Below are 23134 nucleotides of genomic sequence, written 5' to 3' on the forward strand. Positions count from 1 at the left end.
TTCAGGTCCGTTGAAGGACGAGCCTGAGCCGTCGGAGCATGTCCATGCAACGTCTCACCTTGCTGTCGCTGGGCAGCATCAACGCTGACTTCCAGGTGCGGGTCGACGAGCCTGCAGGCAGTCGCGAAACCCAGCTGGCCCATGACCTGTGCCGCCTGTCCGGCGGCAAGGCCAGCAATACGGCCTATCTCGGCGCGCGTTTCGGTCACTGCAGCCTGTTGCTCGGCCGCGTCGGCGACGACGAGCTGGCCGAACAGGCACTCGACCCGCTGCGTCAGGCCGGCGTCGAGGTGGATAACGTCGGGCGCGCCGCCGGTCAGTCCACTGGCGTGTCGATGATCATGGTGCCGCCGGATGGGAAGAAAAATATCGTCCTGGCGACCAATGCCAACGACAGCTGGGACGAAGCGGCCATCGAAGCCATGGCCGCTGCCATCGACGGTTGCGCCACCCCCGCCTGTCTGGTCCTCGATTACGAAGTGCCGGCGCCGGTGGTATGCCATGCGCTGGAAGCAGCGACTCGAAGGGGCATTCAGGCGGTGCTCGACCCCTCCTTCCCCGACCGGGTGGAGCGGGCGCTATTGCCCAGGCTGTACGCGATCACACCAAACGTCTCGGAAGCCGAAGGGCTGGTTGGCCATTCGCTCGACACCCTGGACCAGCACGCGGATGCCGCGCGTCAACTGCAGCGCGACGGGCCTGCCGTGGTGTGCATCAAACTGGGCGATGGCGGCTGCGTGCTGGCGACGGCTGACCAGATCCTGCACATCCCGCCAGGCGACGTAGAACCGGTCGATACCACCGGCGCTGGCGATGCCTTTACCGGCGTGTTCGCCGTGGCTTTGCTCGAAGGCCTTGATCCACGGGAGGCCGCCGCCTGGGGCGTTGCCGCGGCGAACCTTGCCGTCACGGGTTATGGCTCGCAGCCGGCGTATGCCGATCGACAACAGGTGGTCGAGCTGGCGCAGAAGCTGCTCGAGAAGGCGAGGAGGCTTGATGGCTGAGCCGAAAACGCAGTGCCAGATCGTCTTCGAGCATTACGACCGCGGCGATGAGCGACGGCGCGAAGCCTTGCTGGCGCTGGGCAACGGGGTCTTGTCGTGGCGGGCCAGTGCACCGGAAGCCTCGATTCAGCAGCATGTGGATGAAAGCCAACACTACGCGGGTTTCTACCGCGCCGGCTGGTATGACGAGGCGCCGCGCGAGGTCAATGGTGACTCGGTGCAGATGGCGGCCCTGGTCAACTTGCCGGCCCCCTTCGGTCTCAGCTTTGCGTTAGATGATGGCGATTGGTTCAGCCTCGATAGGGTCGACCTGCAGCGTTATCGGCAAACGCTGAGTCTGGACACTGGCGTGCTCGAACGGCATTTCGAATTCGATCTGGCTGGCCATCGGTTGAGGTTGCTGGAGGGTCGTCTGGTCAGCATGGCGACCCCCAATCTCGCCGTGTTGCGCTGGGAATTGCAGCTGCCGCCCGGTCTGGAGGTGCGCCTGCGCTCAGTGCTGGACGGTGGCGTACGTAACGCCGGGGTGGAGCGCAACCGCGCCTATGAAGGACGGCGTCTGCAGCACTTGGCGTTCGACCATGACGACAATGGCACCGCCGCCCTCAGCGCCCGATTGCATGACCATCGCCAGCGCCTGGCGATGGCGATGCAGCTCCGGTCGCCTGAGCGACAGCTGCAATGGCGCAGCACCATCTACGAACAGCGACTGATCCAGGACGCCCGATGCGCGGTGCCGGACGACGGTCGGTTGATCATTGAAAAGCGGGTCGTGGTGCTGATCGACGAGGAGTGCCCGGTTGCCGACAAGGATGCCCGTAGCGAGGCATTGCGACAGTTGCCCGGCGACGATTATGAGCACCTGAAACAGGCGAGCGCCGAGGCCTGGCAAACCTTGTGGCAGGATCACGCACTCGCCTCGGACGATCCCGAGTTGCAGCGCACCTTGCATTTTCACGCGTTTCACCTGCTGCAAACCGTGTCGCCGCTCAGCGTTGGGCGTGACCTTGGCTTTCCGCCTCGGGGTTGGATGGAAGGCTATTACGGCCAAGTATTCTGGGACGAGCTGTTCGCCTATCCGATACTCGCGACCCATTGGCCCGAACTCGCCAGAAGCCTGCTCGACTACCGTTATGCCCGGCTAGACAAGGCGCGTGAACGGGCTCGTCGTGTCGGGCTGCGGGGCGCCATGTTCCCCTGGCGCAGCGCACGCACGGGCGAAGAGGAGACGCCGCCGTGGCAGTGCAACCCGATGTCTGGCCGCTGGATGGCCGACCACACCCGCTTGCAGCGGCATATCGGCTCGGCCGTGGCGTACGACGCCTGGCAGCTGTATCTGGCCACCGCTGACGAGGCATTGCTGGCCGGGCAGGTCGGTGAGTTGATTATCGAAGTGGCGCGTTTCTGGGCGAGCCTGGCGCAGTTCGATGCGTCGCGGCAGCGCTACCTGATCTGCGGTGTGATCGGCCCTGACGAATATCACAACAGCTACCCGGACGCGGCAGAGCCGGGGTTGAACAACAACACTTACACCAATCTGATGGCGGCCTGGACGCTCGACCGCGCGCGGCAGGTGCTGGCGTTGCTCAGCGAGCCCGATGCAGTCGCGTTACGGCAACGACTGAAGGTGGAGCCGGACGAGCCGGAACACTGGCAAACGGTCGCTGAAGGGCTCTACCTGCCCTTCGTCGACGATCGATTGCTCAGCCAGTTTGAAGGCTTCGACAAGCTGGAAGCGCCATCGCAGGAGTGGCTGCACGGCGACCGGCCGCGTTTGGACTGGATGCTCGAAGCGCGGCATGACAGCTGCGATCGCTATCAGCTGACCAAGCAGGCCGATGTGCTGATGGCTTATCACCTGCTGCCCTGGCAGACGCTGCAGCAAATTCTCGAGCGTCTGGGTTATCCCCATGACAGTGCCAGCGTACGCCACACCGTCGCCTATCACCTTGCCCGCATCACTCATGAGTCGAGTCTGTCGAAGGTCGTCTGCGCCGGCGCGTTGGCAGGCATAGACAGCGAGGCGTCCTGGTCCTATTACCAACAGGCACTGGCCACCGACCTGGGTTCGCCGGGCAACAGTGGCACGCAGGAAGGCATCCACCTCGGCGCCATGTGTGGCTCACTCGACGTGTTGCAGCGACATTACCTCGGGGTACGTCTGGAGCTTGATGGTCTGTACGTCTTTCCCTCGCCACCGCCGCAGTTGCGGCAGATAGCGCTGACATTGGTGTTCCGGCAGGCACGCCTGCATCTGCAGCTGGCTGACGGCTCGCTGTCGATTCGCGCGGCCCATGAAAATTCGGGTTCGGTGCCGCTGCACTATGCTCAAGGCAGTTGCCAGCTGGGGCCGGGCGAGTCGCTCGAGATCGCCTGCCCGCCGCCGCAGGATCGCTCGGCAACGGATTGAAACAAGGCGGCGCGTCGATTCAGCGGAACGTCCGGTCCAGAGCCCGTTCCATAACAGAACGTGCCACAAGGAGACGCAGTGATGATGGAGGTCGGAAGCGCTCGCCGATGGCTGGATGGGCTGGGCTGGGCGGTGATCTATGCCTTGATCTGGGCACTGTTCAGCGAGGGCGGCGGATGGTCGCTGGGCGCACCGACCGTCCTGTTGTCCGCGGGGCTTTCAGTCTGGTTGGGCTTGCGGCCCTGGCAGCCGTCGCTGCGGGCGCTGCCTGGGTTTGTCGGTTTCTTTCTCGGCAGGATGGCCGCTGGCGCCTGGGATGTGGCCGTGCGTGCGGTTCATCCACGCCGACCGCTGCAGCCGGCGTGGCTCGACTACCCGATTGCCAGCCCTTCGCCTCAGGTGCGGCTGGTGCTCTCTGCGCTGGTCGGCTTGTTGCCCGGCACCCTGGCCTCGCGAGTGGAGGGCGACCAGATGCGCGTGCATGTGCTTGATGAGCGCCAGCCGTGGAAACCCACCGTGAGCGAACTCGAACAGCGCCTCGAGCAGCTGCTGGTGCGGGGGCGCCCGCATTGATGGCGGTGTACGCGTCCCTGCTGCTGCTAACCATCATCATCGGGCTCGGCCGCGTGGTGTTGGGGCCGGGTCGGGTGGATCGGCTGCTGGCGATCCAGCTGTTCGGCACCACCGGCACGGCCTTGCTGTTGGTGCTTGCTCAATGGCAACACCAACCGGCGCTACGTGACGTGGCGCTGCTGCTGGGGCTACTCGCAGCGGTCGCGAGCGCCGCGCTGGTGCAATTGCTGCGCAGGGGCCGACATGACTGAGCTGCTGCTGGATGGTCTCAGCTGGCTGCTGCTGATTGGCGGCCTGCTGTTTTTCGTGGCGGGCAGTATCGGTCTGCTGCGCTTTCCCGACACCGTAAGCCGTCTGCATGCCTTAACCAAAGCGGACACTCTGGGCCTCGGGCTGGTGATTGCCGGGCTCTCGCTGCGTGCCGACAGCCTCTGGGAAATCGGTCAGATGGTGCTGATCTGGCTGTTGTTGCTGGCGTCCAGCGCCACCGCCTGCCAGTTGCTGGCGAGACAGGCCGGAGAGGAGCCACGCGATGACTGAATGGCTGTTCGACGGGGTGCTTGGCCTGCTCCTGTTGGGGCTCGCCTTCGGCGCGCTGCATGGTCGCAACCTCTACACCAGCGTGCTGCTGTTCATCGCCTTCGGCCTCGCGCTGGCGTTGATCTGGGCGCGCCTGGGCGCAGCGGACCTGGCGTTGGCCGAAGCGGCGATTGGCGCCGGGCTGACCGGCGTTCTGCTGTTCACCGCACTGGCGCGCCAGCACAAGCCAGCGGATCTGCCAGGTGCCTTCTGGCGGCCGCGGCGGTGGTCATGCCCATGCTGATCCTGCTGGTGCAAGGGCTGGCGCCACTGAGTGAGGTCGAGCCGCGGTTGCCGGCGCTGATCAACCTGCATCTGGATGAGACCGGTGTCAGCCACCCGGTAACCGCCGTGCTGCTGAACTACCGCGCCTGGGACACGCTGCTGGAACTGGCCGTCCTGCTGCTGGCGCTGCTCGGCGCGCGGCAACTGGGGCCGCGACCGCTGGATCTGGCGGAGCCCTGGCCGCTTCTACGAGCCTGGGCGCGGGTGCTGGCCCCGTTGCTGGTACTGGCCGCCGGCTACATTCTGTGGCGCGGTGCCAGCGCGCCAGGTGGCGCCTTTCAGGCTGGGGCGCTACTGGCCTCGGGTGTGGTGCTGCTGCGCTTGTCGGGCTTGGTGCCACGGTTGCGCTGGTCCTTCAAGCCGTTGCGCTTGCTGGTGCTGGGCGGCCTGCTGGTGTTTATCGGTGTTGCGCTGATGACCGCCTGGCTGGGCGAGGGCTGGCTGACCTACCCAAGCGGGGCGGCCAAGCTGCTCATTGTCCTGATCGAGAGCGTAGCGACCCTGTCGATCGCTGCGAGCCTCAGCCTGCTGGTGGTGGGCGAAGGGGAGGATGTCTCCTCATGACCAGCAGCCTGTTCTGGATGATCATCGGTGCTGCGCTGTGGTTGCTTGGACTGCACGGATTGCTGACCTTGCGTCAGGCACTGCGCCGGATCATCGCCTTCAACCTGATGGGCAGTGGCGTGTTTCTGGTGATGATCGCCCTGGCGGCGCGCAGCCAGCCGAGCGATCCGCTGCTGGTAGCGCTGGTGGTGACCGGGCTAGTGGTGGCGGTCAGCGCCACCGCCCTGGCGTTGCGGCTGGCCGGCGTGGCGCAAGATCCGGAGCAGTCAAAGGGCCAGCAGGAGCCGCAATAATGAATGCGGCGTTGCTGAGCCTGTCCCTACCCCTGATTGCAGCTCTGCTGCTGGTGTTGCTGCGGCCGGCTCGTAGTGGCCTCTGCGTGATCCTGATGAGCGCAGCCAGCCTGACCGCCGCGGCGTTTGCCTTGCAGCAGGCGATCAGCCTCGGGCCGCAGCTGTTACAGATCGGCGGTTGGGAGACACCGTTGGCGATCCGGTTCCAGCTGACCCCGCTCACCGCGCTGCTGATGGTCTTTACCGCCGGCCTGCATCTGCTGGTCGCGCTCTATGCAGCGCGCAGCTCGCACGCCACTGGCAACGAGGATTACTGGCCGTTGTCCTGCCTGTTGCATGCGTCGCTGGTCGCACTGTGGCTATCGGCGGACCTGTTCAACCTGTACGTCACGCTTGAACTGCTGAGCCTCTGTGCCGTGGCGCTGGTGGCACTGGCCGGGCGCAAGGCCTATCGCCCGGCCTTCAACTACCTGATGCTGTCGCTGGCCGGGTCGCTCGCCTACCTGTTTGGCGTGGCGTTGTTTTATGGCCGCTACGGCGTGCTTGATGTGTTGGTGCTGGCCGAGCTGACCGAGGCCGACAGCACCACCCGCCTGGCGCTGCTGCTGATGAGTGTCGGGCTGATGCTCAAGGCTGCATTGTGGCCGCTGCACCTGTGGCTGCCGCCGGCGCATTCCGGCGCACCGACGGCGGTAAGCGCCTTGCTCTCCGCGCTGGTGGTCAAGGGACCGATTTATATCCTGTGGCTGATCTGGAGCCAGATCGCGCCACCGGAGTTGGGGCGTCAGGCCGGTTTTCTGTTCGCCGAGGCCGGCATCTTTGCGTTGATATCTGGCGGCTGGTCGGCGTTGCGCGCGCCGCGTTTGAAGGTGCTGGTGGCCTATTCGACGGTGGCCCAGCTGGGCTATGCGCTGCTGGCGCTCGGCCTGCTGCTCCACTGGCAGGAGCCGCGCATGGAGGCGGCGCTGTGGTTGTTCGTTCTGGCGCATGGGCTGGCCAAGGTGTCGATGTTCCTGGCGGCCGGCGAGCTGCAGCGGGTGCTGGGTACGCGTCGGGTACGGGCGCTGAAAGGCGCCAGTCAGAACATGCCGGTGGCCATGGCGACTTTCGCCGTCGCCGGTGGCAGCTTGATTGGCCTGCCGCCCAGTGGAGGCTTTCTTGCCAAGTGGCTGTTGCTGCAGCCGCTGTTCGAGCAACCGCAGCACTGGCCGTGGGCTTTTGGTGTGCTGCTCGGCACGCTTATGTCGGCGGCTTACGTGTTTCGTGTGGTGGCGCTGGGCTTCGATCGTGCGCGGCCCAACCCACCCAGCGTCAAGCCTGATCCCGTTGCGCAATGGCTGGCGATGCTGCCGGCGCTGTTGGTGCTCAGCCTGGCGCTGATCAGCGAGCCCTTGCTGCTCTGGCTCGGTGGGGTGGCGCGATGAACTGGACCCATTGGCTACCGCTGGCAATCGTGTTCAGCTCGCTGGTGCCGGGCCTGCTGATTTTTACCCTGCGCGAAGAGCAGCGCCGCTTGCGGGTCACGCTCAACCTCGCCGGTGTGGTGATCAAGCTGTTGCTGGTGGCGGCGATGATCTATGGCGTGAGCAAAGGCCTGGAGTTCCGCTTCAGCCTGCCGTTCCTTCCCGGCGCGCCGCTGGTGCTGCAGGGCGATGCGCTGTCGCTGTTGTTCGTCGCGCTGTCGTCGGTGCTGTGGTTGGCCACTACCGTTTATGCCATTGGCTACTTTGAAAATTCTCCGCTGCAGTCGCGCTTCTTCGGCTACTTCAGCCTTTGCGTGAGCGCCACCGTAGGCCTCGCGCTGGCGGGCAATCTGGTCAGCTTTCTGTTGTTCTACGAGATGCTGACGCTGGCGACATTCCCGCTGGTGGTGCATCGCGGTACGCCCGAAGCGCTGCGCGCCGGGCGCGTCTATCTTGCCTACACCGTGGGCGGCGGTGCGCTGGTGCTGATGGGTGTGGCGCTGCTGCATGGGCTGGCCAGTGGACAGGATTTCCAGCCCGGTGGCTATCTGCTGCAGGCGGTGGGCGAGCACGATCTAACGCTGCGCGTCGCTTTTGTCCTGCTGGTCGCCGGGCTCGGCGTCAAGGCGGCGCTGATTCCTCTACATGGTTGGCTGCCAAAGGCGATGGTGGCGCCCGCGCCGGTCAGCGCGTTGCTGCATGCGGTGGCGGTGGTCAAGGCAGGCGCGTTCGGTATCGTCCGGGTGGTCTATGACGTCTATGGCGCCGAGGCGATGGATCAGTTGGACATTGCCGGGCCGCTGCTCTGGCTGGCCGCGGCGACCATCCTCTACGGCTCGTGGCGGGCATTGCAGCAGCAGGAGCTGAAGAAACGCCTGGCGTACTCGACCATCAGCCAGGTGTCTTACGTGACGCTCGGCGTAGCGCTGCTCGGGCCGATTGCGGCGGTCGGTGGGCTGGTGCATCTGGTCCATCAGGGCCTGATGAAGGTGACGCTCTTCTACTGCGCCGGCAATTTTGCCGAAACCTTGGGGATTCACCGCATCCGCGAGATGGACGGCGTGGGCCGACGCATGCCGCTGACCATGACCGCCTTCAGCATCGGCGCCCTGGGGATGATCGGCATTCCGCCGATTGCCGGCTTCGTCAGCAAGTGGGCGCTGGGGATGGGCGCGCTGGAGGTCGGCCAAGACTGGGTGCTGCTGGTGCTGATGGGCTCGGCGCTGCTCAATGCCGGTTATTTCCTACCGCTGCTGTGGCGCGGGTGGTTTGCCGCCCCGGCCGACTGGCATGAAGACAACTGGCGCGAGGAGCGCTGGGAAACGCACTGGATGCTGTTGCTGCCGGCGTTGTTCACCGCAGCGCTGGCGGTGGCGGTCGGCTTGTTGGCCGGCACCGCACTGAGCCCGCTGGGCTGGGCGCAGCTGATCGTCCGGCGGGAGTTCGACATATGAGTTCCTGGCTGTGGCTCCTCGTCCCGCTGGCGCCATTGCTGGCCGGCTTGGGCTTGTTGACGCTGCGCGAGCATGCCGTCGGCTGGCTCTGGCTCGGCTGTGTGCCGGCGTTGGCGATGGTCATCTGGCCCATGCCGGCGCTGGATCTGCCGATGCTCTGGGAAGGCGTACGCTGGGGTGCGGGTGATCACCTGAGCCGCGCCTGGCTGGGCTTCACGGCCTTGCTCTGGGGCTGCGCCGGGGTGTTCGCCAGCAGCAGCCAACAGGACGATCCGAGACGCCTGCGCTTCTGGACGTTCTGGCTGCTGGCGCTGTCCGGCAACCTGCTGCTGATCATCGCCACCGATGCGCTGAGCTTTTACCTCGGTTTTAGCGCCATGAGCCTTTCCGCTTACGGATTGATCGTGCATCAGCGCGGCCCGGGTCCACGCCGTGCCGGGCGGCTGTACCTGCAACTGGCGATCTGCGGCGAAATGGCCTTGCTCGGTGGGCTGATGTTGCGCAGCCATGCCGCCGATGGCGACTTTGCCTTTGCGGCCTGGCGGACACTGCCGATTGATGGCCTGACGTTGCTGCTGTTGCTGATCGGCCTCGGGCTGAAAGCCGGGTTCTGGCCGCTGCACGTGTGGCTGCCGCTGGCGCACCCGGCGGCGCCGGCACCGGCCAGTGCGGTGCTCTCCGGGGCGATGCTCAAGGCGGGCTTTCTCGGCCTCTGGCGCTGTTTGCCGGAAGCGGATCCGTTGCTGTCCGATTGGGCGGACGTGTTGCTCGCCATGGGCGTCTTCGGCGCCATCTACCCAGCACTGCTGGGCCTATGTGTAGGTAAGGCCAAGGCGGTGCTGGCCTATTCATCGGTCAGTCAGATGGGCTATCTGGTGATGCTGCTGGCGCTGGCTTGGCGACATCCCGAGCAACTTCAGGCGATGACCGTCGTGCTGATGCTCTACGGCGTCCATCACGGCCTCGCCAAGGGTGCGCTGTTTCTTGCGGCGGGCTTGATCCATGCCGGTCGTCTGCCGCGTATCGGCTGGCTGCTCTTGGCGCTGCCGGCCCTGGCGATCATGGGGTTGCCGCTGACCAGCGGCGGGGCGGTCAAGACAGCGTTGAAAGACGTCTGGCACGCCGGTGATTTCGAAGGTTGGTTGGTCTGGTTGAGCCTCAGCAGCCTGACTACTGCCCTGCTTTTGATTCGCGCGTTGTGGTTGCTGCGCCGGGATGCCCGCGATGCGCCAGCGAACCGTCCACCGCTACCTCAGCTGTTGCCCTGGGCGTTGCTCAGCAGCGGCTCGTTACTCTTGCCCTGGCTGTGGCCCGCCCTGCGCGCGCCGATGCTGCATGGCCTCTATCCGGGGGGCATCTGGGCCGCGCTATGGCCGCTACTGCTGGCATCGGTTTTGGGTGGCGTGGCCTTGAAAAGGGGCTGGAAGGTTCCGGCACGCCTGGCGAATCTACCCAACCCGGCGCTGACGCTCTCGCTGCTACTCCGACGTCTGGTGTTACACCCACCCATGACCATTCAAACACTCCACCCGAATACCTCGCGCTGGCGGCAACGGGAGCGCCGCTGGAACCGCTTCTGGAGCACCGGCGCGCTCACCATGAGCGCCTGGTTGCTGGCCGCTTTGCTGTGGTTGGGTTGGTTGTGGTGAAGCGTTGCGCTTTCAACCCTGGCCGCACCTCGCGTGCGGGTACGGCGCGGAGGAGGGATGGCCGAACACGTTCGGCCCTAAACACACAGCACCTATAACGCAGGGTCGATCCGTTCGGCTTCCCGTTTCCGTTCATTGACCAGGCGGGGCCCGCGTCAGATCTCGAACCGCCGGACCTGTTGAGTCAGAGCACCACCAAGCCGCGCTAGTTCCACGCTCGATGCGGCTGTCTGCTCGGCGGAGGCAGCGGACAGATCGGCAATATCCCGCACCCTGGTCACGCTGCGGCTGATCTCTTCAGCCACGGCGCTTTGCTCCTCGGCCGCGGTCGCAATCTGCTGCATCATCTGCTGAATAGCTGCAATCATGCGGGTGATATCCACCACTGCAGCGCCGGTATCGTTGACGCCTGCAACGGTGCGCTCCGTCAGGTCGCTACAGCCTTGCATGGTTTTGGCGGACTCACCGGCGATCCGTTGCAGCCCCTCGATCAGCGACTGGATTTCCACCGTCGCGTCCTGGGTACGTCGTGCAAGGGTACGTACCTCGTCGGCCACCACGGCGAAACCTCGCCCTGCATCGCCGGCGCGTGCCGCTTCGATCGCAGCATTCAGGGCTAGCAGGTTGGTCTGATCGGCCACCGACTTGATGACGTCCAACACACCGCCGATTCGTTCGCTTTCGCTGTTCAGGCGAGCCATTGCCGCGGCCGACTGGGCCACTTCATCGGCCAGCTGTTTGATCTGCACGACCGCTTGACGTGCCGTCGCCTCACCTGATTGAGCTTGCTGGTCGGCTGAAAGCGCCGCGCTGGCGGCTTCTTCGGAATTGCGCGCCACTCCGAGAACCGTGGCGGCCATTTCGTGAATGGCGGTGGCCACCTGATCGACTTCTAGCTTTTGCGAGACCACGCCGGCGCTCGCTTGTTCGGTCGACTGCGATAGCTCTTCAGCGGCGGACGATATCGTTTCAGCAGACCGGCGCACCTGGCCGATCAGTTCGCCGAGGCTGCGCTGCATCTCTCCAAGTGAAGCCATGACGCTGCCAGCGGGCGCCTGCTCGATACCCGGCATGTTGCGCATGTCGCCAGAAGCTACGCGATGGGCGGCGGCGGAGAGATCGAGCGGATCGGCACCGAGGGTGCGCAGCAAGCTACGGACGATACCAATACCCAGTCCCAGGGCGAGCAGTACCGCGAGCACGCAGACACCGATCATCAGGTTGCGTTGGGCCTCATAATCAGCGCGTCCAGACTCGACTTCGGCGTTTGCCACATCACGGCTGTGTTGCATGAAGGCTTCGCCCGCCGCCAGCAGCTGTCGGAGCAGGGGGATGCAGTCGCGGGTTATCCGCAGGATGGCTTCTTCGCGCTGGCCGTTTACGGCGCGCTCCACTATGCCTAGAGCTACCGGACCGTACAGGCCTTCAATACGCTCTAGCTCGGCAAGCAGCTGCTTTTCTTTGCCCGCTTCGGCGTCATGTATCTGAGCAACGGCTGCCTTCAGGCCGCTGAGGTGCGTTTGCACATCGCGGTGTGCCTCAAGCACGGCGGCATGTTCCAGCTGCAAATCGGCGTCGGTGGACACTAACACCAAATTGCGTGCCGCAACGGCACGGCGTTGCGTTGCGATGAGCAACCCAGAGGCCAGCTCCTCGCGGACGCTCACACCCTCGACGTAGTTGGAAAACGTATCGTTGAACTTGGCCAGCTCGACCATCGCCAATATAGAAACGAACAGGACGATGAGGGTAAGTGCGGCGAAGCTAAGGCCGAGCTTCAGTTTCACGGTTAGGTTCATGGGAGAGCCCTGAGGTTGGGATCATCCATGATCTGACTGTGCAGCCAGAATGATGGCATAAAGCCATTTAAAACATTGTACTTTAATGATGTTTTGTACAAGTATTTTCGGGTTGTTGCATGTGCAAGGCGAGGCTCGCGCCTCTGCTGCAGGTTTCCCCTAAGCTGCCGTGACAAAAAAGGACTGCGCCTCTGGCGGGTTCAGGTCAGCTGATTTTCAAATGGCGTCGACTGAAAAGCTTCGCTCCCCCCGCCGCCTATCGCCTCGCAGAGTCTAAGTGGCGTCTTTCCCTACTTCGCCAAAATTTTGGTACAGCTTGAATTGATCAGGTTATACGGCGCGAGCAGCGCCATCAGTTGCGGTATTTTGGCTCGGCGATGAAACCTTTTTTCTAAGCGAGCCGCTGCTTGATGACCTGAAATGGCCTTGGCGCGTACCGGCTGCCCCTGTCTCAGTTCTGTTCGTTTCTTGTACAAAGTCTCGTTGGCTGTGGAGCTTGTTGACGGTGCTCCAATGCGCCGTCAGCCGTTCGGCAGGGTTCCCTATGCCGGTGTGCCCCGCGATGTTGATGGCAGCGCCCTCGTGCTGCGCAGAAGATCCGGCTCTTTGTTGGCCGCTGATGCGGGGTCGCGTGGGAAAGTGGTAATGGCTGCGCTTTTTGGTCTGGCGCATCTCGGAGTCACGCTCGCGTCCTTGATCTCGCAGATCCTGACGGATTGATCCGCGTCATCGAACGATTGGGTCTTGGCGAAACTGCCGGTAGCTCGGAATAAATAATCAGTCTAAGTGCGCCTGTGATTTTTTGAAGCTTGAGTAACAGGCTTAACTTATATAGTTAGCAGCTAACATTTTTATATAAGGCATAAAAAAGGCGCCTACGGCGCCTTGAATGAACATTATGTTTAAGCGGAACCAGGCCCAGTGCGATCACTGCCGTCTTCCGCCAACAATTGGCCGATAGGAGTACGGTCGAAACCGTCATCTGCAAGTTGGTCAGCTTGTGGTGTCAGGTTGAATCCGTCTTCAGCAACCTGTTCGCCCGTTGGCGTATGATCAAAGCCATCTTCCGCAAGTTGGTTGCTCAGTGGCGTACGATCGAAACCATTTTCCGAAACGGTGCGATCACCAACGGCATGTTTCTGCACGGTTGAAGCGTCCTGCACTTCACCCAATAGGGGTTGTGGATGGCTAGGCGGAATGGCAAAGGCAGTGGAAGCGATGCTGGCCAGGATCATGCTTGCAAGTAGCTTTTTCATTTGGGTGTCCTCGGTAGGAGTGGGTACGGGAGCTATGCTACGGGCGAGGACGGGTTGAACAAACGTGAGCGTATCAATAGTACAAATCGACGGGTGTGATACATCAATGCGGCTGTCAATCGATTGGATCAGCCAATTATAAGTTTCAATAAGATCGATAGTTAACAAACCAGTCGGCGAGCCAGCAGCTGTTTCATTCTGTACCGCTGTACCGCTGTGTCGCGCCTTTGCCGGCGTGGCTCGGTGACACGTCTTGCTGCAGGAAGGACGCTGAAACGCGCCTGAACCCTAGGCCGAACCTGAGCGAACGACACTGACGACGCAGCATGGGCTGCGTCGTCTGGCGGCTAACTACTGTCCGCGATGTCCGAACAGCGCGACCAGCGCCGCTGCGCCAACCGCCACGGCTGCGGCAGTCGCAACAGGATGCTGGGTGGCGCGGGTGTAGAGGCTGTGCCGAAATACCATGCCCGGATAGCGACCGCTGGCGCGGCCATCACCGGCACTGCCGACATCGCTGTCGTAAAGTGCGCCACGCGGATGACGGTCCGGGCGCCCGCTCTGGATGGTGTCGTAAACGAAGGTTCGGTTAACCCAGTCGGCCAGACGCGGGGCGTTCTGCGCCAGCCGCGAGAGCAGCTTGGCGTTGCCGATATAGACGTCGCGCTGCGGGTGCTCGGCGGCGTGAAGAATCGCCTGGGCGACGACCTCCGGTGCATAGACCGGCGGTGGGAACACCGGTGCGCTGGGCAGGTAGTTCTTGGAGTGATCCATGAACTGGGTATCGGTCGATGAGGGGCGCACCAGCGTCACGGATATCGGCGTGCGCGACTTCTGCAATTCGACCCGCAGGACGTCGGTCATGGCCTTGATCGCATGCTTGCTGGCGCTGTAGCTGCTGTGGAACGGCAGGGCGTTGGTCGACTCGACGCTGCCGATATTGATCAGCGCACCGCCCTTGTCGCGCAAGTGCTTCACCGCGATCGCGGAACCGTAGTGAGTGCCCCAGAAATTGGTCTGCATGACCTGGTAATGGTCCTCATCGCTGACCTCGTCAAAGCGACCCCAGACCGAACTGCCCGCATTGTTGATCCATGTGTCGAAACCACCGAAGCGGGCGATCGTCTCGCTGGCGACGCGGTCGAGTTGCTCGCGCTGGCCCACGTCAGCCATCACATGCAGCACGCGATCGCCTGCGTTCAGGTCGCGCTCGATATCGACCAGGGCCTCTTCATTGCGCGCCACCAGCACCACACGGGCACCTTTCTCGACGGCGAGGCGGGCCGTCGCCAGGCCGATCCCGCTTGAGGCACCGGTGATGACGATGACTTGCTTGTGCAGGGGTTTGAGAGAAATGCGCATGGGAGCACCTCGACTATTGGCAAGTTGGATGGACTGGCACGGTAGAAGCTATGCGCCCGCTTGCGGTTCCGGGCAGGCGATGGATGGCGACGGCAACCGCAACGACGGTCCGCGATCGGTTTCCGGCTGGGCGAGCGGGACAGTTCAATCGAGGCGGATCGTGGTGGTCCCGGCTGGTAGATGGTTGATCAACAGGCGATTGCCTTCGAGCAGGCTGCCGATCTGTTCGATGTCGCGAACGCTCGCCTCTGCCGGCAGCTGCATGCTGATGCCGCTTATAGGCTCGATTGCCGTAAGGCTGACGACGAGGGTGGATCCGTCGCGTTCGACATCGAGACTCAGCTGATCACGAGCGGCCCACCACTGCCCAAGCTGTGCGAGGGTGCCGAACCAAGCGAAGGGCTTGAGGCGCGGTATGACGTCTTCCAGGAAGCGATACTTGTGATCGACCTCGTTGGGATGCACGAGGATGACGAAGCTCCCACCGTAGGTGGCGATCTGCTGTGCCAGGGTGACGGCTTCATCGGTGCGCAGGTCCATCGCTGGCGCGATTTCGTCTTCGACCGTGATAGGAAATTCGAAGACCGAGGTTTCGCGCTCGTAGCGGCGGTCATGGTTGCTGCGATACGGCAGATGTGTCGTTACGTTGCCTGCCGTCTCGGAGGAGCCGAAACGGTATCCCGACGCCTCCATGGCTTGCGGCAGGCCGGGGGGCGTGGCCAGATAACCGGGCCGAAATGAAACCACCTCGGCGTCGCTCTGATCCTCCAGTAGAAATTTACTGACCCGCAGTTCGCCAAGCACCGTCGCATTGCGGGTATCGCCATGCGCCTTTACCCGTGGCTGGTAGTCTGGATAGCGCTCGCTGCCATCGCCCAGGGGAACCGAGGCATACATGTCCGTATGGCTCACCGAGTGGCTGGCGATTTCCATCCCGCTGCGTCGCAGTTCGTCGATCATCTCCAGCGTTCTGTCGTTGAAGAATCCTTCGTCCTGATAATCGCGGTAGTACTTGGTCTGGATGAAGAACGTGCCGGGCACTTGCTGCCGTTGAAGCAGGTCGCGATAAGCCAGCAAGTGCTCCATCGAGTCCACATAGTCGACGTCGAAGGTCACCGCTGCTGCGAGCTGCTTACCCTGTGGCGCGGTATCCAGCGTAATCGCCAACGGCTCGCGTTGCCGGTACAGCTCGCGGATCCAGCGCAGCCAGACATCCACAGACGGTTCATAACCATTGGCGTAGCTGCGATATCCCTGGTCGTTTCGATCTCCGTGGGCACGCATGATAAAGAAGCCAAGGTCGAAGCCCAGCGCGTAGGCCGCGCCGCCACCGGCGTCCAGATGCCGCACCAGAGCCGGCGAGCCATCTTCGAAATGGGCCAGGGTTGAGCTCGCGCCTTCATAGACTTGTGTGCCGATCCAGCTATCGGGGTTTGCCTGATTGCCGAGCAACACCGACCGCTCGTGAGGGTGGCTTATCCAGCTCAGCGAAGGCTCGGAGGCTGACGCATCTTCGGCGAAATCGACACGGTAATGACTGCGCGACTCGCTCACCGAATCGAAGCCGAACAGATCTTGCAGGCCGCCACCGAGCACCTGGGTCGCCACCAGGGTTCCGCCATGAGTGACGTATCGGCGCAGCGTGAGGAGTGCTTTCTCGTCGAGGTGTCGTCCCGACAGGGCCGGGTAGGCGAACACCACCTTGTGTCGAGTAGCCTCGGCTGGATCCTGGGTGACGGTGAAAGGCACGCCGATGCTTTTCAGTCCATGCGCAAGCCCGAGCCAGGCGGAATCTTCATCGGTAAGCAAGATAGCCAGCCTCGACCGGCCGCCGCCCTGATAGCGGCGCCAGTCGGTGCGGGATGCCCCGGCGACTTGGCTGCGCGCTTCGGGGCCGTGAAGGGGCGTGAGACGCGTAAAGGTATTGCGCTCGATGAAAGCAATCACACCGAAGCCGATAAGGGCAGCGACGCCTAGGACAACGAGGATGCGAAAAAGAGTCGACGGGTGATACCAGCGCGGCACGCGAACCTCGACGTCTGGGATGGCTAGGAGGTAATTGACCGTACGGGTAAACCGCGACGGGGTCCAGTCTCAGCCTTTCGAAAGGAATTCAGAGGTCGTTGCCGAAAACCTCGGAACTCTTTTGATGGCCAATTGCTCTCAATATGGCTCGGGAACGTCTCCCGCGCTTATCTCCGTTGGCCAGTGCCGTTGTGCGGCTCGCGCGCAGCGCATGTGACTGGATGTCGAGCAAGGTGAAAGGAATGAAACGCTTTGTCGTACTGGATAGTTTTCGCGGTGTTTGTGCGGTTGCGGTGGTGTTGTTTCATACCCAGATCCTGCTGAGTTTTTCCGAGCTCAGTTTCTTTCGGCACGCTGATTTATTCGTCGAATTCTTTTTCGTACTGAGTGGTTTCGTCATGTTCCATGCGTACGGCACCCGCGAGTTCGGCCCGCAGGTGCTGAAACGCTTCGTCATCAGCCGGACGTTTCGCCTGTATCCACTTCACCTGCTGATGCTAGTGGTATTCATCGGCTTGGAATTCGGCAAGCTCTGGGCGGAGCATCATGGGTTTTCGTTCAACGACCCGGCGTTCAGCGGCAAGACCGCCCCGAGCGAAATCCTGCCCAACGCCTTGTTGTTGCAGAGCTGGATTAGCAGCTTCAACAGCCTGTCTTTCAATACCCCGGCCTGGAGCATCAGCATCGAGTACTACCTGTACATGCTGCTGGGCTTGGTGCTGTTGTGCGTCCCGCGTTACTGCGGGCAGATACTGGCGCTGGCCACGCTGGTGTCCTTCGCGGCACTGTACGTCGAGCTCGATGTAATCAAGCCCTTCATCTGGCGCGGCGCTTCGTGCTTCTTTGCCGGTGCGCTGACTTACCAGCTCTACCGGCGTCTGGAGCCTGCGATTAGCCGCATGCACGACCAAGCGTTTTTCAATGTGCTCGAGTTGCTCTGCCTGTTGCTGGTGTACCGCACGCTCACCCACGAGACGCCGCATCAGGGCATCATTGCCAGCCTGCTGTTCTGCCTGGTGGTACTGGTATTTGCCTGTGAGCGGGGGGCTGTGTCGCGATTGCTGCAGCGTCGGGGCTTCGCCCGCCTGGGAGAGTTGTCCTTCTCCATCTATCTGACCCACGCGGCCGTAATCTTTGCCTTTACCAGTGCCGCGGTGGTGCTGTCCAAACTTACCGGAACGGACTACACCGTCATCCTGCAGCAAGCCGGCAGTGAACAGATCATGCGTTACATCAGTTCGGGCAGCCTGCTGATAGACGATCTGCTCACCCTTCTGGAGTTGGCGATGGTGCTGGCCGTATCGACTTTGACGTATCACTACGTCGAGCTGAAGGGCATTGAGGTCGGCCGCCGTCTTGCGCGCAGCGAGTCGCTGCGGTTATCGCAGGTGTGAATCGGCGCTGACGAACAGTTCGTCGGGTGCTCGCGGTTGTTCCAGCGGCGACGGGGCGGGTTGCGGGGATGCCGGGCTGGTCGGCTGGGTAGCGGGATAGGCCTGGTGCAGAGGTGTCTGTTCTTCGCCGTCGACGGACCAGGTCAGCGTCGCCTCGATTTGGCTGCCGTCGGACAAGCCGATACGGTTGTTTAGCGGACATTGCGCCACGGGACCGCTGATCAGCTTGCCCGATTGACGGCTGCGGCTCGTGCCGGCGCGCCCGCTGGTACGCACTTCGAGATGGTAGACGAGCGGGTGGGGTTCCGGGCTGCTGAAGCACAGCCGCAAGCGCAGCCGGTCATCGTCAGGGCGCAGCTCGAGCTGCGCCTCGACCGGCGCGGCGGTGGTTGTCAGCATTAAAGTCGCCAGGGTGAGAGCAAACATGGGTGCACGACCATAGCCAGGTGCGAGTCAGCCGATGCGGCTTACTGCTGAACGATCGTGGCAAGGTTGCCGCTGCCCGTCTGCTGGATCACGGCGTGCATGCCCGCGGCGCTCTGGGTGATTGCCGCCTCGTTTGCCGTCCCGATCTGGCTGACGCGAGCCTCGTTGTATTCGGCCAACTGGCGGATCTCGGCCAGGTTGCCGTCGCCGTTCTGCACGACGCTGGCCCGGTTGCCATCGAACCATTGCACCAGTTCGACACTGTTGTCGTTCCCGGTCGATGAGCCTCTGAAATCATTGTCTCGCCCGCTTTGCTCCACGACCAGCAGATTGTCGTCGCCCGCCTGATTGAACATGACCTCGCCGAACAGCGAGTTCTGGCTGATCTGCGCACTGTTCCGGTTACCGTTCTGGGCGAGAGTCAGATGGCCGGCATCGCCTTGATCGATGGTGGCGATGTTTTCGTCACCGACCTGGTAAACAGCCATCTGGGTGCCGTGGTAGATGCCGTCCTGGGTGAAAGTCACCGAATTGTCGTTACCGATCTGACGCGCTTCGGCCTGCGCGAGGCCCTGTTGGGTAGCGGATACATAGTTGCCGTCACCGATGCTGCTGATCTGCAGTTCATTGGCATACCAAGTCTGCTCGACCTCGACGCGGTTACTTGTGCCCTGCTGATACACGCTCGCACTGGCGAAGTGGCTTTCAGGCCCTTGATAGATGGATGCGTCGTTGCCACCGCCGAGCTGCACGAGAGTGGCCTGGTTCGACTCGCCGGCCTCGAGCTGGTAGATCGCGCCGGTATTGCTCGTACCGTTCTGCCTGATCAGCGCTTCGTTGAGTGAACCGGTCTGGTCGACGAAGGCGGAGTTGTCGGTGCCGGTCTGATCGATCTGTGCGCTATTGTCGGCATGGAGGTCGCTGGTAGCAGCCAGCAGGAAGGCGAGTGCAACGAGGGGCAGGCGGCTGCGCATGGAAAATTCCCTTTGTTGTTTTAGTAGTGTTGGACGATCTGAATGTGCTGACCGCTTCCGTATTGAATGACACTGCTGCTCAGACCGCTGCCCAGTTGTTCGATGCTGGCGTTGTTATTGGCGCCCATCTGGGCGATCGCAGCCTGGTTGTCGCTGCCAATCTGGGTGATGGCGGCCATGTTGCCCTGGCCGATCTGGAGAATGCTGGCGAGCTGGTTTTCGCCCTGCTGGAGGATGAAGGCCTGCTGATCGCTGCCCTGCTGGACGATGCTGGCCAGCTGGTGCTCGCCGATCTGGCTGAGCTCGGCCAGATTGTCGTTGCCTTGCTGCAACACTTGAGCGGTCTGGCCGCTGGGCAGCTCCAGCGCAAGTACTGCCGGATTGACGATGCTGAACGAGCTCTCGGCGAGGTCGGCATTGTCCAGCAGGTCGGCTGCATGAAGCGAGGCGTGTCCGGTGAGCAGAAGGGCGGCGAGCAAGCCGCGGCGAAACAAGGCTAGACGATCCATGCGGGCACCTCGAAAGATTGCTCGGATTCTTGACTGAACACGAAGCGGTGAACATCCATCGAACGGTTCAAAGCACCCGCTTCGTGACGAGCGGAGCGGATTAATCCCTGCGATTGATCAGAGCTCATCGCGATCCATGTCGAAGGTGTCCTGAAGCAGATTCTGCAGTTTGCTGCGGTTGATCTCTTCCAGCACGAGCTGTGCCGCTTGCTCGGCAATCGACTCGATCTCGGCGACGTTGGGCTGCAGGAAGCGGCGATAAACGGTGCGCTGACCGTATTCCACCCAAACGAGACTGCCCCAGCGTGCCGAGGGGCGTTCACGAATCACCAGGTCATTCTCGAGTTCGCTGGCGTCCTGCAGTTGGAAGCTTAGATAGCGGTGAAAGTCATGGCCGAAGCGGGTGATCGTGTTATCGATGATCAGGCCGCTCAACTCCGCCTCGGCTTCGGCCTGTTCCTGCGATTCCTGCGCCTGTAGCGGGCCCAGCAGGCTAAGCAGGACCAGGCCGAGCGTCAGGCGTGACACGACTCGGACCAGTCCAGCCTGCCGCGCAGCAGGAACGCCGCTTCGGCACGGTTGGAGGCGCCGATCTTGCGCAACAGGTTATGGATGTGACTTTTGATGGTGTGCGGGCTCAGGCACAGCTGCTCGGCAATCTCCGCGTTGGACAGGCCCTTGCCGGCCAGGCTGAGAATTTCACGCTCGCGCAGGGTCAGCGACGGCTTGCTGCCGGCCAGTTGGCGCATGCGCCGCCACTGACTGAGCAATCGCTCGGTCAGTACCCGCGGCAGCCAGTCGCCACCATCGAGCAATATCTGGATGCCATCGAGCAGGTGTTCGCGGGTGGCGTGGCTGTAAAACACACCGCGAATGCCGGGGTGCTTGTCCACCAGCTGCTCGGCCTGTTCCGGCGCGATATTGACCAGTGCTACGGGCGTCTGCTCATCGATCCGATCGAGCAGCGTCGAGAGTTGTTCGGTCTGGCTGTTGCCCGCGTCGACCAGATAGAGGTCGGTGGTCTCTCTGGCGATCTTCTCGAGCCCGGCCAACGCCACGTCCAGTTGAGCCTGTTCGCCAAGAAAGTGTTTGAAGAACAATCCCAGCAGCTCATTGCCGGTAAGCAGGGTGACGGTAGGCCGGTTACGTTCCTGGTGAGTGAGATCCGCTTCGTCCATGTTCAATCCTTGGTTTGGGTGCCGTTATGCCGCGTAGAAAAGTTACTAAACGACCGGCATGGAATGATGAAGTTCAGCGTTCACGCTGCGATTGAGGGCCGATCTGCGCTGGCTTGACGATAAGCCGACGAGTGGTTGATTAAACGATCGGCTTGAGTAGATGGACTAAGGTGAGTCAATCACCCATACGATGGAGCCGGCATGAGCGAAGCCCCACGCGAACTCACCCTCCGTGCGTTGCTCACCGGCTTGTTGCTCGGTGCGTTGTTAACCCCTTCCAACGTCTACTCCGGGTTGAAGATCGGCTGGTCGTTCAACATGTCGATCATCGCGTTGCTGGTCGGCTTCGCGTTCTGGCAGAGCCTCGGGCGAGCCTTGCGCCTGCCTGCCTGGTCGCTCCACGAGAGCAATATCAACCAGACCGCCGCGTCGTCTGCCGCCTCGATCATCTCCAGCGGTCTGGTGGCTCCGATACCTGCCTACACGCTGATCACCGGTCAGCAATTGGATACGTTGCCGTTGATGGCCTGGGTATTCTCGGTGAGCTTTCTCGGCATCTGGGTGGCCTGGTATCTGCGGCCGTCGCTGATCGTCGAAGGTGGGTTGCGGTTCCCCGAGGGGATGGCAACGTTGGCGACCATGCAGCAGATCTACAGCCACGGCGCCGAAGCGACGAGACGTCTGTTGGTGCTCAGCGCCGCCGCATTGCTGGCGGCGCTGAGCAAGCTGGTCGATAGCCTGCTGTGGTCGTTGCCGCGCTGGGCTCCGGGGGCTCAGCTGGAGCGTCTGACGTTCAGCCTGGAGCCATCACTGCTGCTGCTGGGCTTCGGTGGGATCATCGGGCTGCGGGTCGGGCTGTCGCTGATGCTCGGCGCCGTACTGGCCTGGGGACTGCTCTCGCCCTGGCTGATCGCCGAAGGGCTGGTGGTGATGCCGGCGGATGCCAGCGGGCCGCAGTTCGCCTTGTTGATCGAGTGGCTGCTCTGGCCGGGTGTCAGCCTGATGGTATGTGCCACCTTGACGTCTCTTGGCTTGCGCATGTTGCGCGCGCGCCGGGAGCAATCGACACGCCCTTTGAAGCCGGCTCGACCCAACGCCGTGCCGCTGTTCGGGCTGACGTTAGCCGCGGTGTTGGTGGTGATCATGCAGATGACGCTGTTCGATATCCATCCGTTTATGGCGGCGTTGTCCATCCCGCTGGCCGTCCTGCTGGCCATGGTGGCGGCGCGGGTGGTAGGTAGCACGGGCATTCCTCCTATCGGCGCCATCGGTCAGTTGTCACAACTAAGCTTTGGCGTGATCGCACCCGGCCAGGTAGCGATCAATCTGATGAGCGCCAACACCGCTGGCGGTGCGGCGGGGCAGTGCACCGATCTGCTCAACGACTTCAAGGTCGGCCACGCCATCGGCGCGGCGCCGTCGCGCCAGGCCGTCGCGCAATGCTTTGGGATCCTGGTTGGCAGTCTGGTCGGGGTAGTCGTCTACCAGTTGTTGATTCCCGATCCGCAGGCGATGTTGATCACCACCGAGTGGCCAGCGCCTGCGGTGGCCACCTGGAAGGCCGTGGCTGAAGCCCTTACGGCCGGATTGGGTTCGATCGGCACCGACATACGCTGGGCAATGGTGGCCGGTGCATTGACCGGCATCGGTCTGGGAGCGCTGGAAGGCCTGTTGCCAATGGCGCGGTTGCGCTGGCTGCCGAGTTCCGCGGCATTGGGGCTGGCCTTCATCATCCCTGCATCGATATCGCTGATGATGGCGTTCGGCGCGCTACTGGCCTGGCTGTTTGCGGCGCGCTGGGGCGGCCTAGCCGAGCGATTCGTGATCGTGGCGGCCGCTGGGCTAGTCGCCGGAGAGAGTATGGCCGGGGTGGGAATATCGCTGTGGCAGTTGCTGCGCTGAAGTACGCACAGCGTTTCGGAGGGGCGACGTGCTGG

General features: G+C 62.7%; 21 protein-coding genes and 1 pseudogene. 13 read left to right on the forward strand and 9 right to left on the reverse strand.

The features are described 5' to 3' along the window. Positions 1-44 precede the first annotated feature (44 nt). From CH92_RS01475 to CH92_RS01520, 10 genes and pseudogenes are all read left to right on the forward strand, one after another. Positions 45-1004 (forward strand): PfkB family carbohydrate kinase, encoded by a 960-nt coding sequence (locus CH92_RS01475; protein WP_025240030.1) that lies wholly within the window; start codon positions 45-47, stop codon positions 1002-1004. Then, positions 997-3414 carry a glycoside hydrolase family 65 protein gene (locus tag CH92_RS01480; RefSeq protein ID WP_025240031.1) on the forward strand — a complete coding sequence of 806 codons (2418 nt, stop codon included), beginning with the start codon at positions 997-999 and terminating at the stop codon, positions 3412-3414. Before CH92_RS01475 ends, CH92_RS01480 begins: the two co-directional genes overlap by 8 nt. Before the next feature lie 81 nt (positions 3415-3495). Then, positions 3496-3987, forward strand: coding sequence for a Na+/H+ antiporter subunit E (locus CH92_RS01485; RefSeq protein ID WP_025240032.1), 492 nt, complete (start codon positions 3496-3498; stop codon positions 3985-3987). Further along, a complete protein-coding gene (locus tag CH92_RS01490; protein ID WP_025240033.1) occupies positions 3987-4238 on the forward strand; it encodes a monovalent cation/H+ antiporter complex subunit F in 252 nt (83 codons plus the stop codon). The genes CH92_RS01485 and CH92_RS01490 overlap by 1 nt, the downstream gene beginning before the upstream one ends. Next, positions 4231-4527, forward strand: coding sequence for a cation:proton antiporter (locus CH92_RS01495; protein WP_025240034.1), 297 nt, complete (start codon positions 4231-4233; stop codon positions 4525-4527). The genes CH92_RS01490 and CH92_RS01495 overlap by 8 nt, the downstream gene beginning before the upstream one ends. Then, positions 4520-5415, forward strand: a pseudogene (locus CH92_RS01500) (Na(+)/H(+) antiporter subunit B). Before CH92_RS01495 ends, CH92_RS01500 begins: the two are co-directional and overlap by 8 nt. Then, complete coding sequence (locus CH92_RS01505; protein WP_025240035.1) at positions 5412-5708, forward strand: NADH-quinone oxidoreductase subunit K; 297 nt, start codon at positions 5412-5414, stop codon at positions 5706-5708. Before CH92_RS01500 ends, CH92_RS01505 begins: the two are co-directional and overlap by 4 nt. Further along, complete coding sequence (locus CH92_RS01510; RefSeq protein ID WP_025240036.1) at positions 5708-7132, forward strand: complex I subunit 5 family protein; 1425 nt, start codon at positions 5708-5710, stop codon at positions 7130-7132. The genes CH92_RS01505 and CH92_RS01510 overlap by 1 nt, the downstream gene beginning before the upstream one ends. Continuing rightward, positions 7129-8625, forward strand: a complete 1497-nt coding sequence (locus CH92_RS01515) for a complex I subunit 5 family protein (RefSeq protein WP_025240037.1) — start codon at positions 7129-7131, stop codon at positions 8623-8625. Before CH92_RS01510 ends, CH92_RS01515 begins: the two co-directional genes overlap by 4 nt. Next, positions 8622-10274: a proton-conducting transporter membrane subunit gene (locus CH92_RS01520; RefSeq protein WP_025240038.1), complete on the forward strand. Its 1653-nt coding sequence runs from the start codon at positions 8622-8624 to the stop codon at positions 10272-10274. Before CH92_RS01515 ends, CH92_RS01520 begins: the two co-directional genes overlap by 4 nt. A 155-nt stretch (positions 10275-10429) precedes the next feature. On the opposite strand, the gene CH92_RS01525 is transcribed toward CH92_RS01520, so the two are convergent. Continuing rightward, complete coding sequence (locus CH92_RS01525; RefSeq protein ID WP_025240039.1) at positions 10430-12073, reverse strand: methyl-accepting chemotaxis protein; 1644 nt, start codon at positions 12071-12073, stop codon at positions 10430-10432. Positions 12074-12586: 513 nt separating this feature from the next. Here CH92_RS01525 and CH92_RS01530 point away from each other — a divergent pair. Continuing rightward, positions 12587-12793, forward strand: coding sequence for a hypothetical protein (locus CH92_RS01530; protein ID WP_144380944.1), 207 nt, complete (start codon positions 12587-12589; stop codon positions 12791-12793). Between the two features lie 182 nt (positions 12794-12975). On the opposite strand, the gene CH92_RS01535 is transcribed toward CH92_RS01530, so the two are convergent. From CH92_RS01535 to CH92_RS01545, 3 genes are all read right to left on the reverse strand, one after another. Then, entirely contained in the window at positions 12976-13329 is a 354-nt protein-coding gene (locus tag CH92_RS01535) for a hypothetical protein (protein ID WP_025240041.1), read from the reverse strand. 351 nt (positions 13330-13680) lie between these two features. Further along, a complete protein-coding gene (locus CH92_RS01540) occupies positions 13681-14691 on the reverse strand; it encodes an SDR family oxidoreductase (RefSeq protein WP_025240042.1) in 1011 nt (336 codons plus the stop codon). A 144-nt stretch (positions 14692-14835) separates the two neighbouring features. Next, positions 14836-16716: a polysaccharide deacetylase family protein gene (locus CH92_RS01545; protein ID WP_025240043.1), complete on the reverse strand. Its 1881-nt coding sequence runs from the start codon at positions 16714-16716 to the stop codon at positions 14836-14838. Between the two features lie 242 nt (positions 16717-16958). On the opposite strand from CH92_RS01545, the gene CH92_RS01550 reads away from it, so the two are divergent. Next, entirely contained in the window at positions 16959-18110 is a 1152-nt protein-coding gene (locus CH92_RS01550; RefSeq protein WP_025240044.1) for an acyltransferase family protein, read from the forward strand. Here CH92_RS01550 and csgH read toward each other — a convergent pair. The 5 genes from csgH to CH92_RS01575 all read right to left on the reverse strand — a co-directional run bounded on the left by csgH (position 18096) and on the right by CH92_RS01575 (position 21119). Then, entirely contained in the window at positions 18096-18509 is a 414-nt protein-coding gene (gene csgH, locus CH92_RS01555) for a curli-like amyloid fiber formation chaperone CsgH (protein WP_051517541.1), read from the reverse strand. The genes CH92_RS01550 and csgH overlap by 15 nt on opposite strands. Before the next feature lie 68 nt (positions 18510-18577). After that, a complete protein-coding gene (locus CH92_RS01560) occupies positions 18578-19510 on the reverse strand; it encodes a hypothetical protein (RefSeq protein WP_025240046.1) in 933 nt (310 codons plus the stop codon). Between the two features lie 20 nt (positions 19511-19530). Further along, positions 19531-20019: a curli production assembly protein CsgB gene (locus CH92_RS01565; protein ID WP_025240047.1), complete on the reverse strand. Its 489-nt coding sequence runs from the start codon at positions 20017-20019 to the stop codon at positions 19531-19533. Positions 20020-20136: 117 nt separating this feature from the next. Then, positions 20137-20547 carry a CsgE family curli-type amyloid fiber assembly protein gene (locus CH92_RS01570; RefSeq protein ID WP_025240048.1) on the reverse strand — a complete coding sequence of 137 codons (411 nt, stop codon included), beginning with the start codon at positions 20545-20547 and terminating at the stop codon, positions 20137-20139. Beyond that, entirely contained in the window at positions 20535-21119 is a 585-nt protein-coding gene (locus CH92_RS01575; RefSeq protein ID WP_025240049.1) for a helix-turn-helix transcriptional regulator, read from the reverse strand. The genes CH92_RS01570 and CH92_RS01575 overlap by 13 nt, the downstream gene beginning before the upstream one ends. 279 nt (positions 21120-21398) lie before the next feature. On the opposite strand from CH92_RS01575, the gene CH92_RS01580 reads away from it, so the two are divergent. Continuing rightward, on the forward strand, positions 21399-23099 hold the full coding sequence (locus CH92_RS01580; protein WP_025240050.1) for an OPT/YSL family transporter: 1701 nt from the start codon (positions 21399-21401) through the stop codon (positions 23097-23099). The last annotated feature ends 35 nt before the right edge of the window (positions 23100-23134 follow it).

It is taken from the genome of Stutzerimonas stutzeri (assembly GCF_000590475.1).
GTDB lineage: Bacteria > Pseudomonadota > Gammaproteobacteria > Pseudomonadales > Pseudomonadaceae > Stutzerimonas > Stutzerimonas stutzeri_D.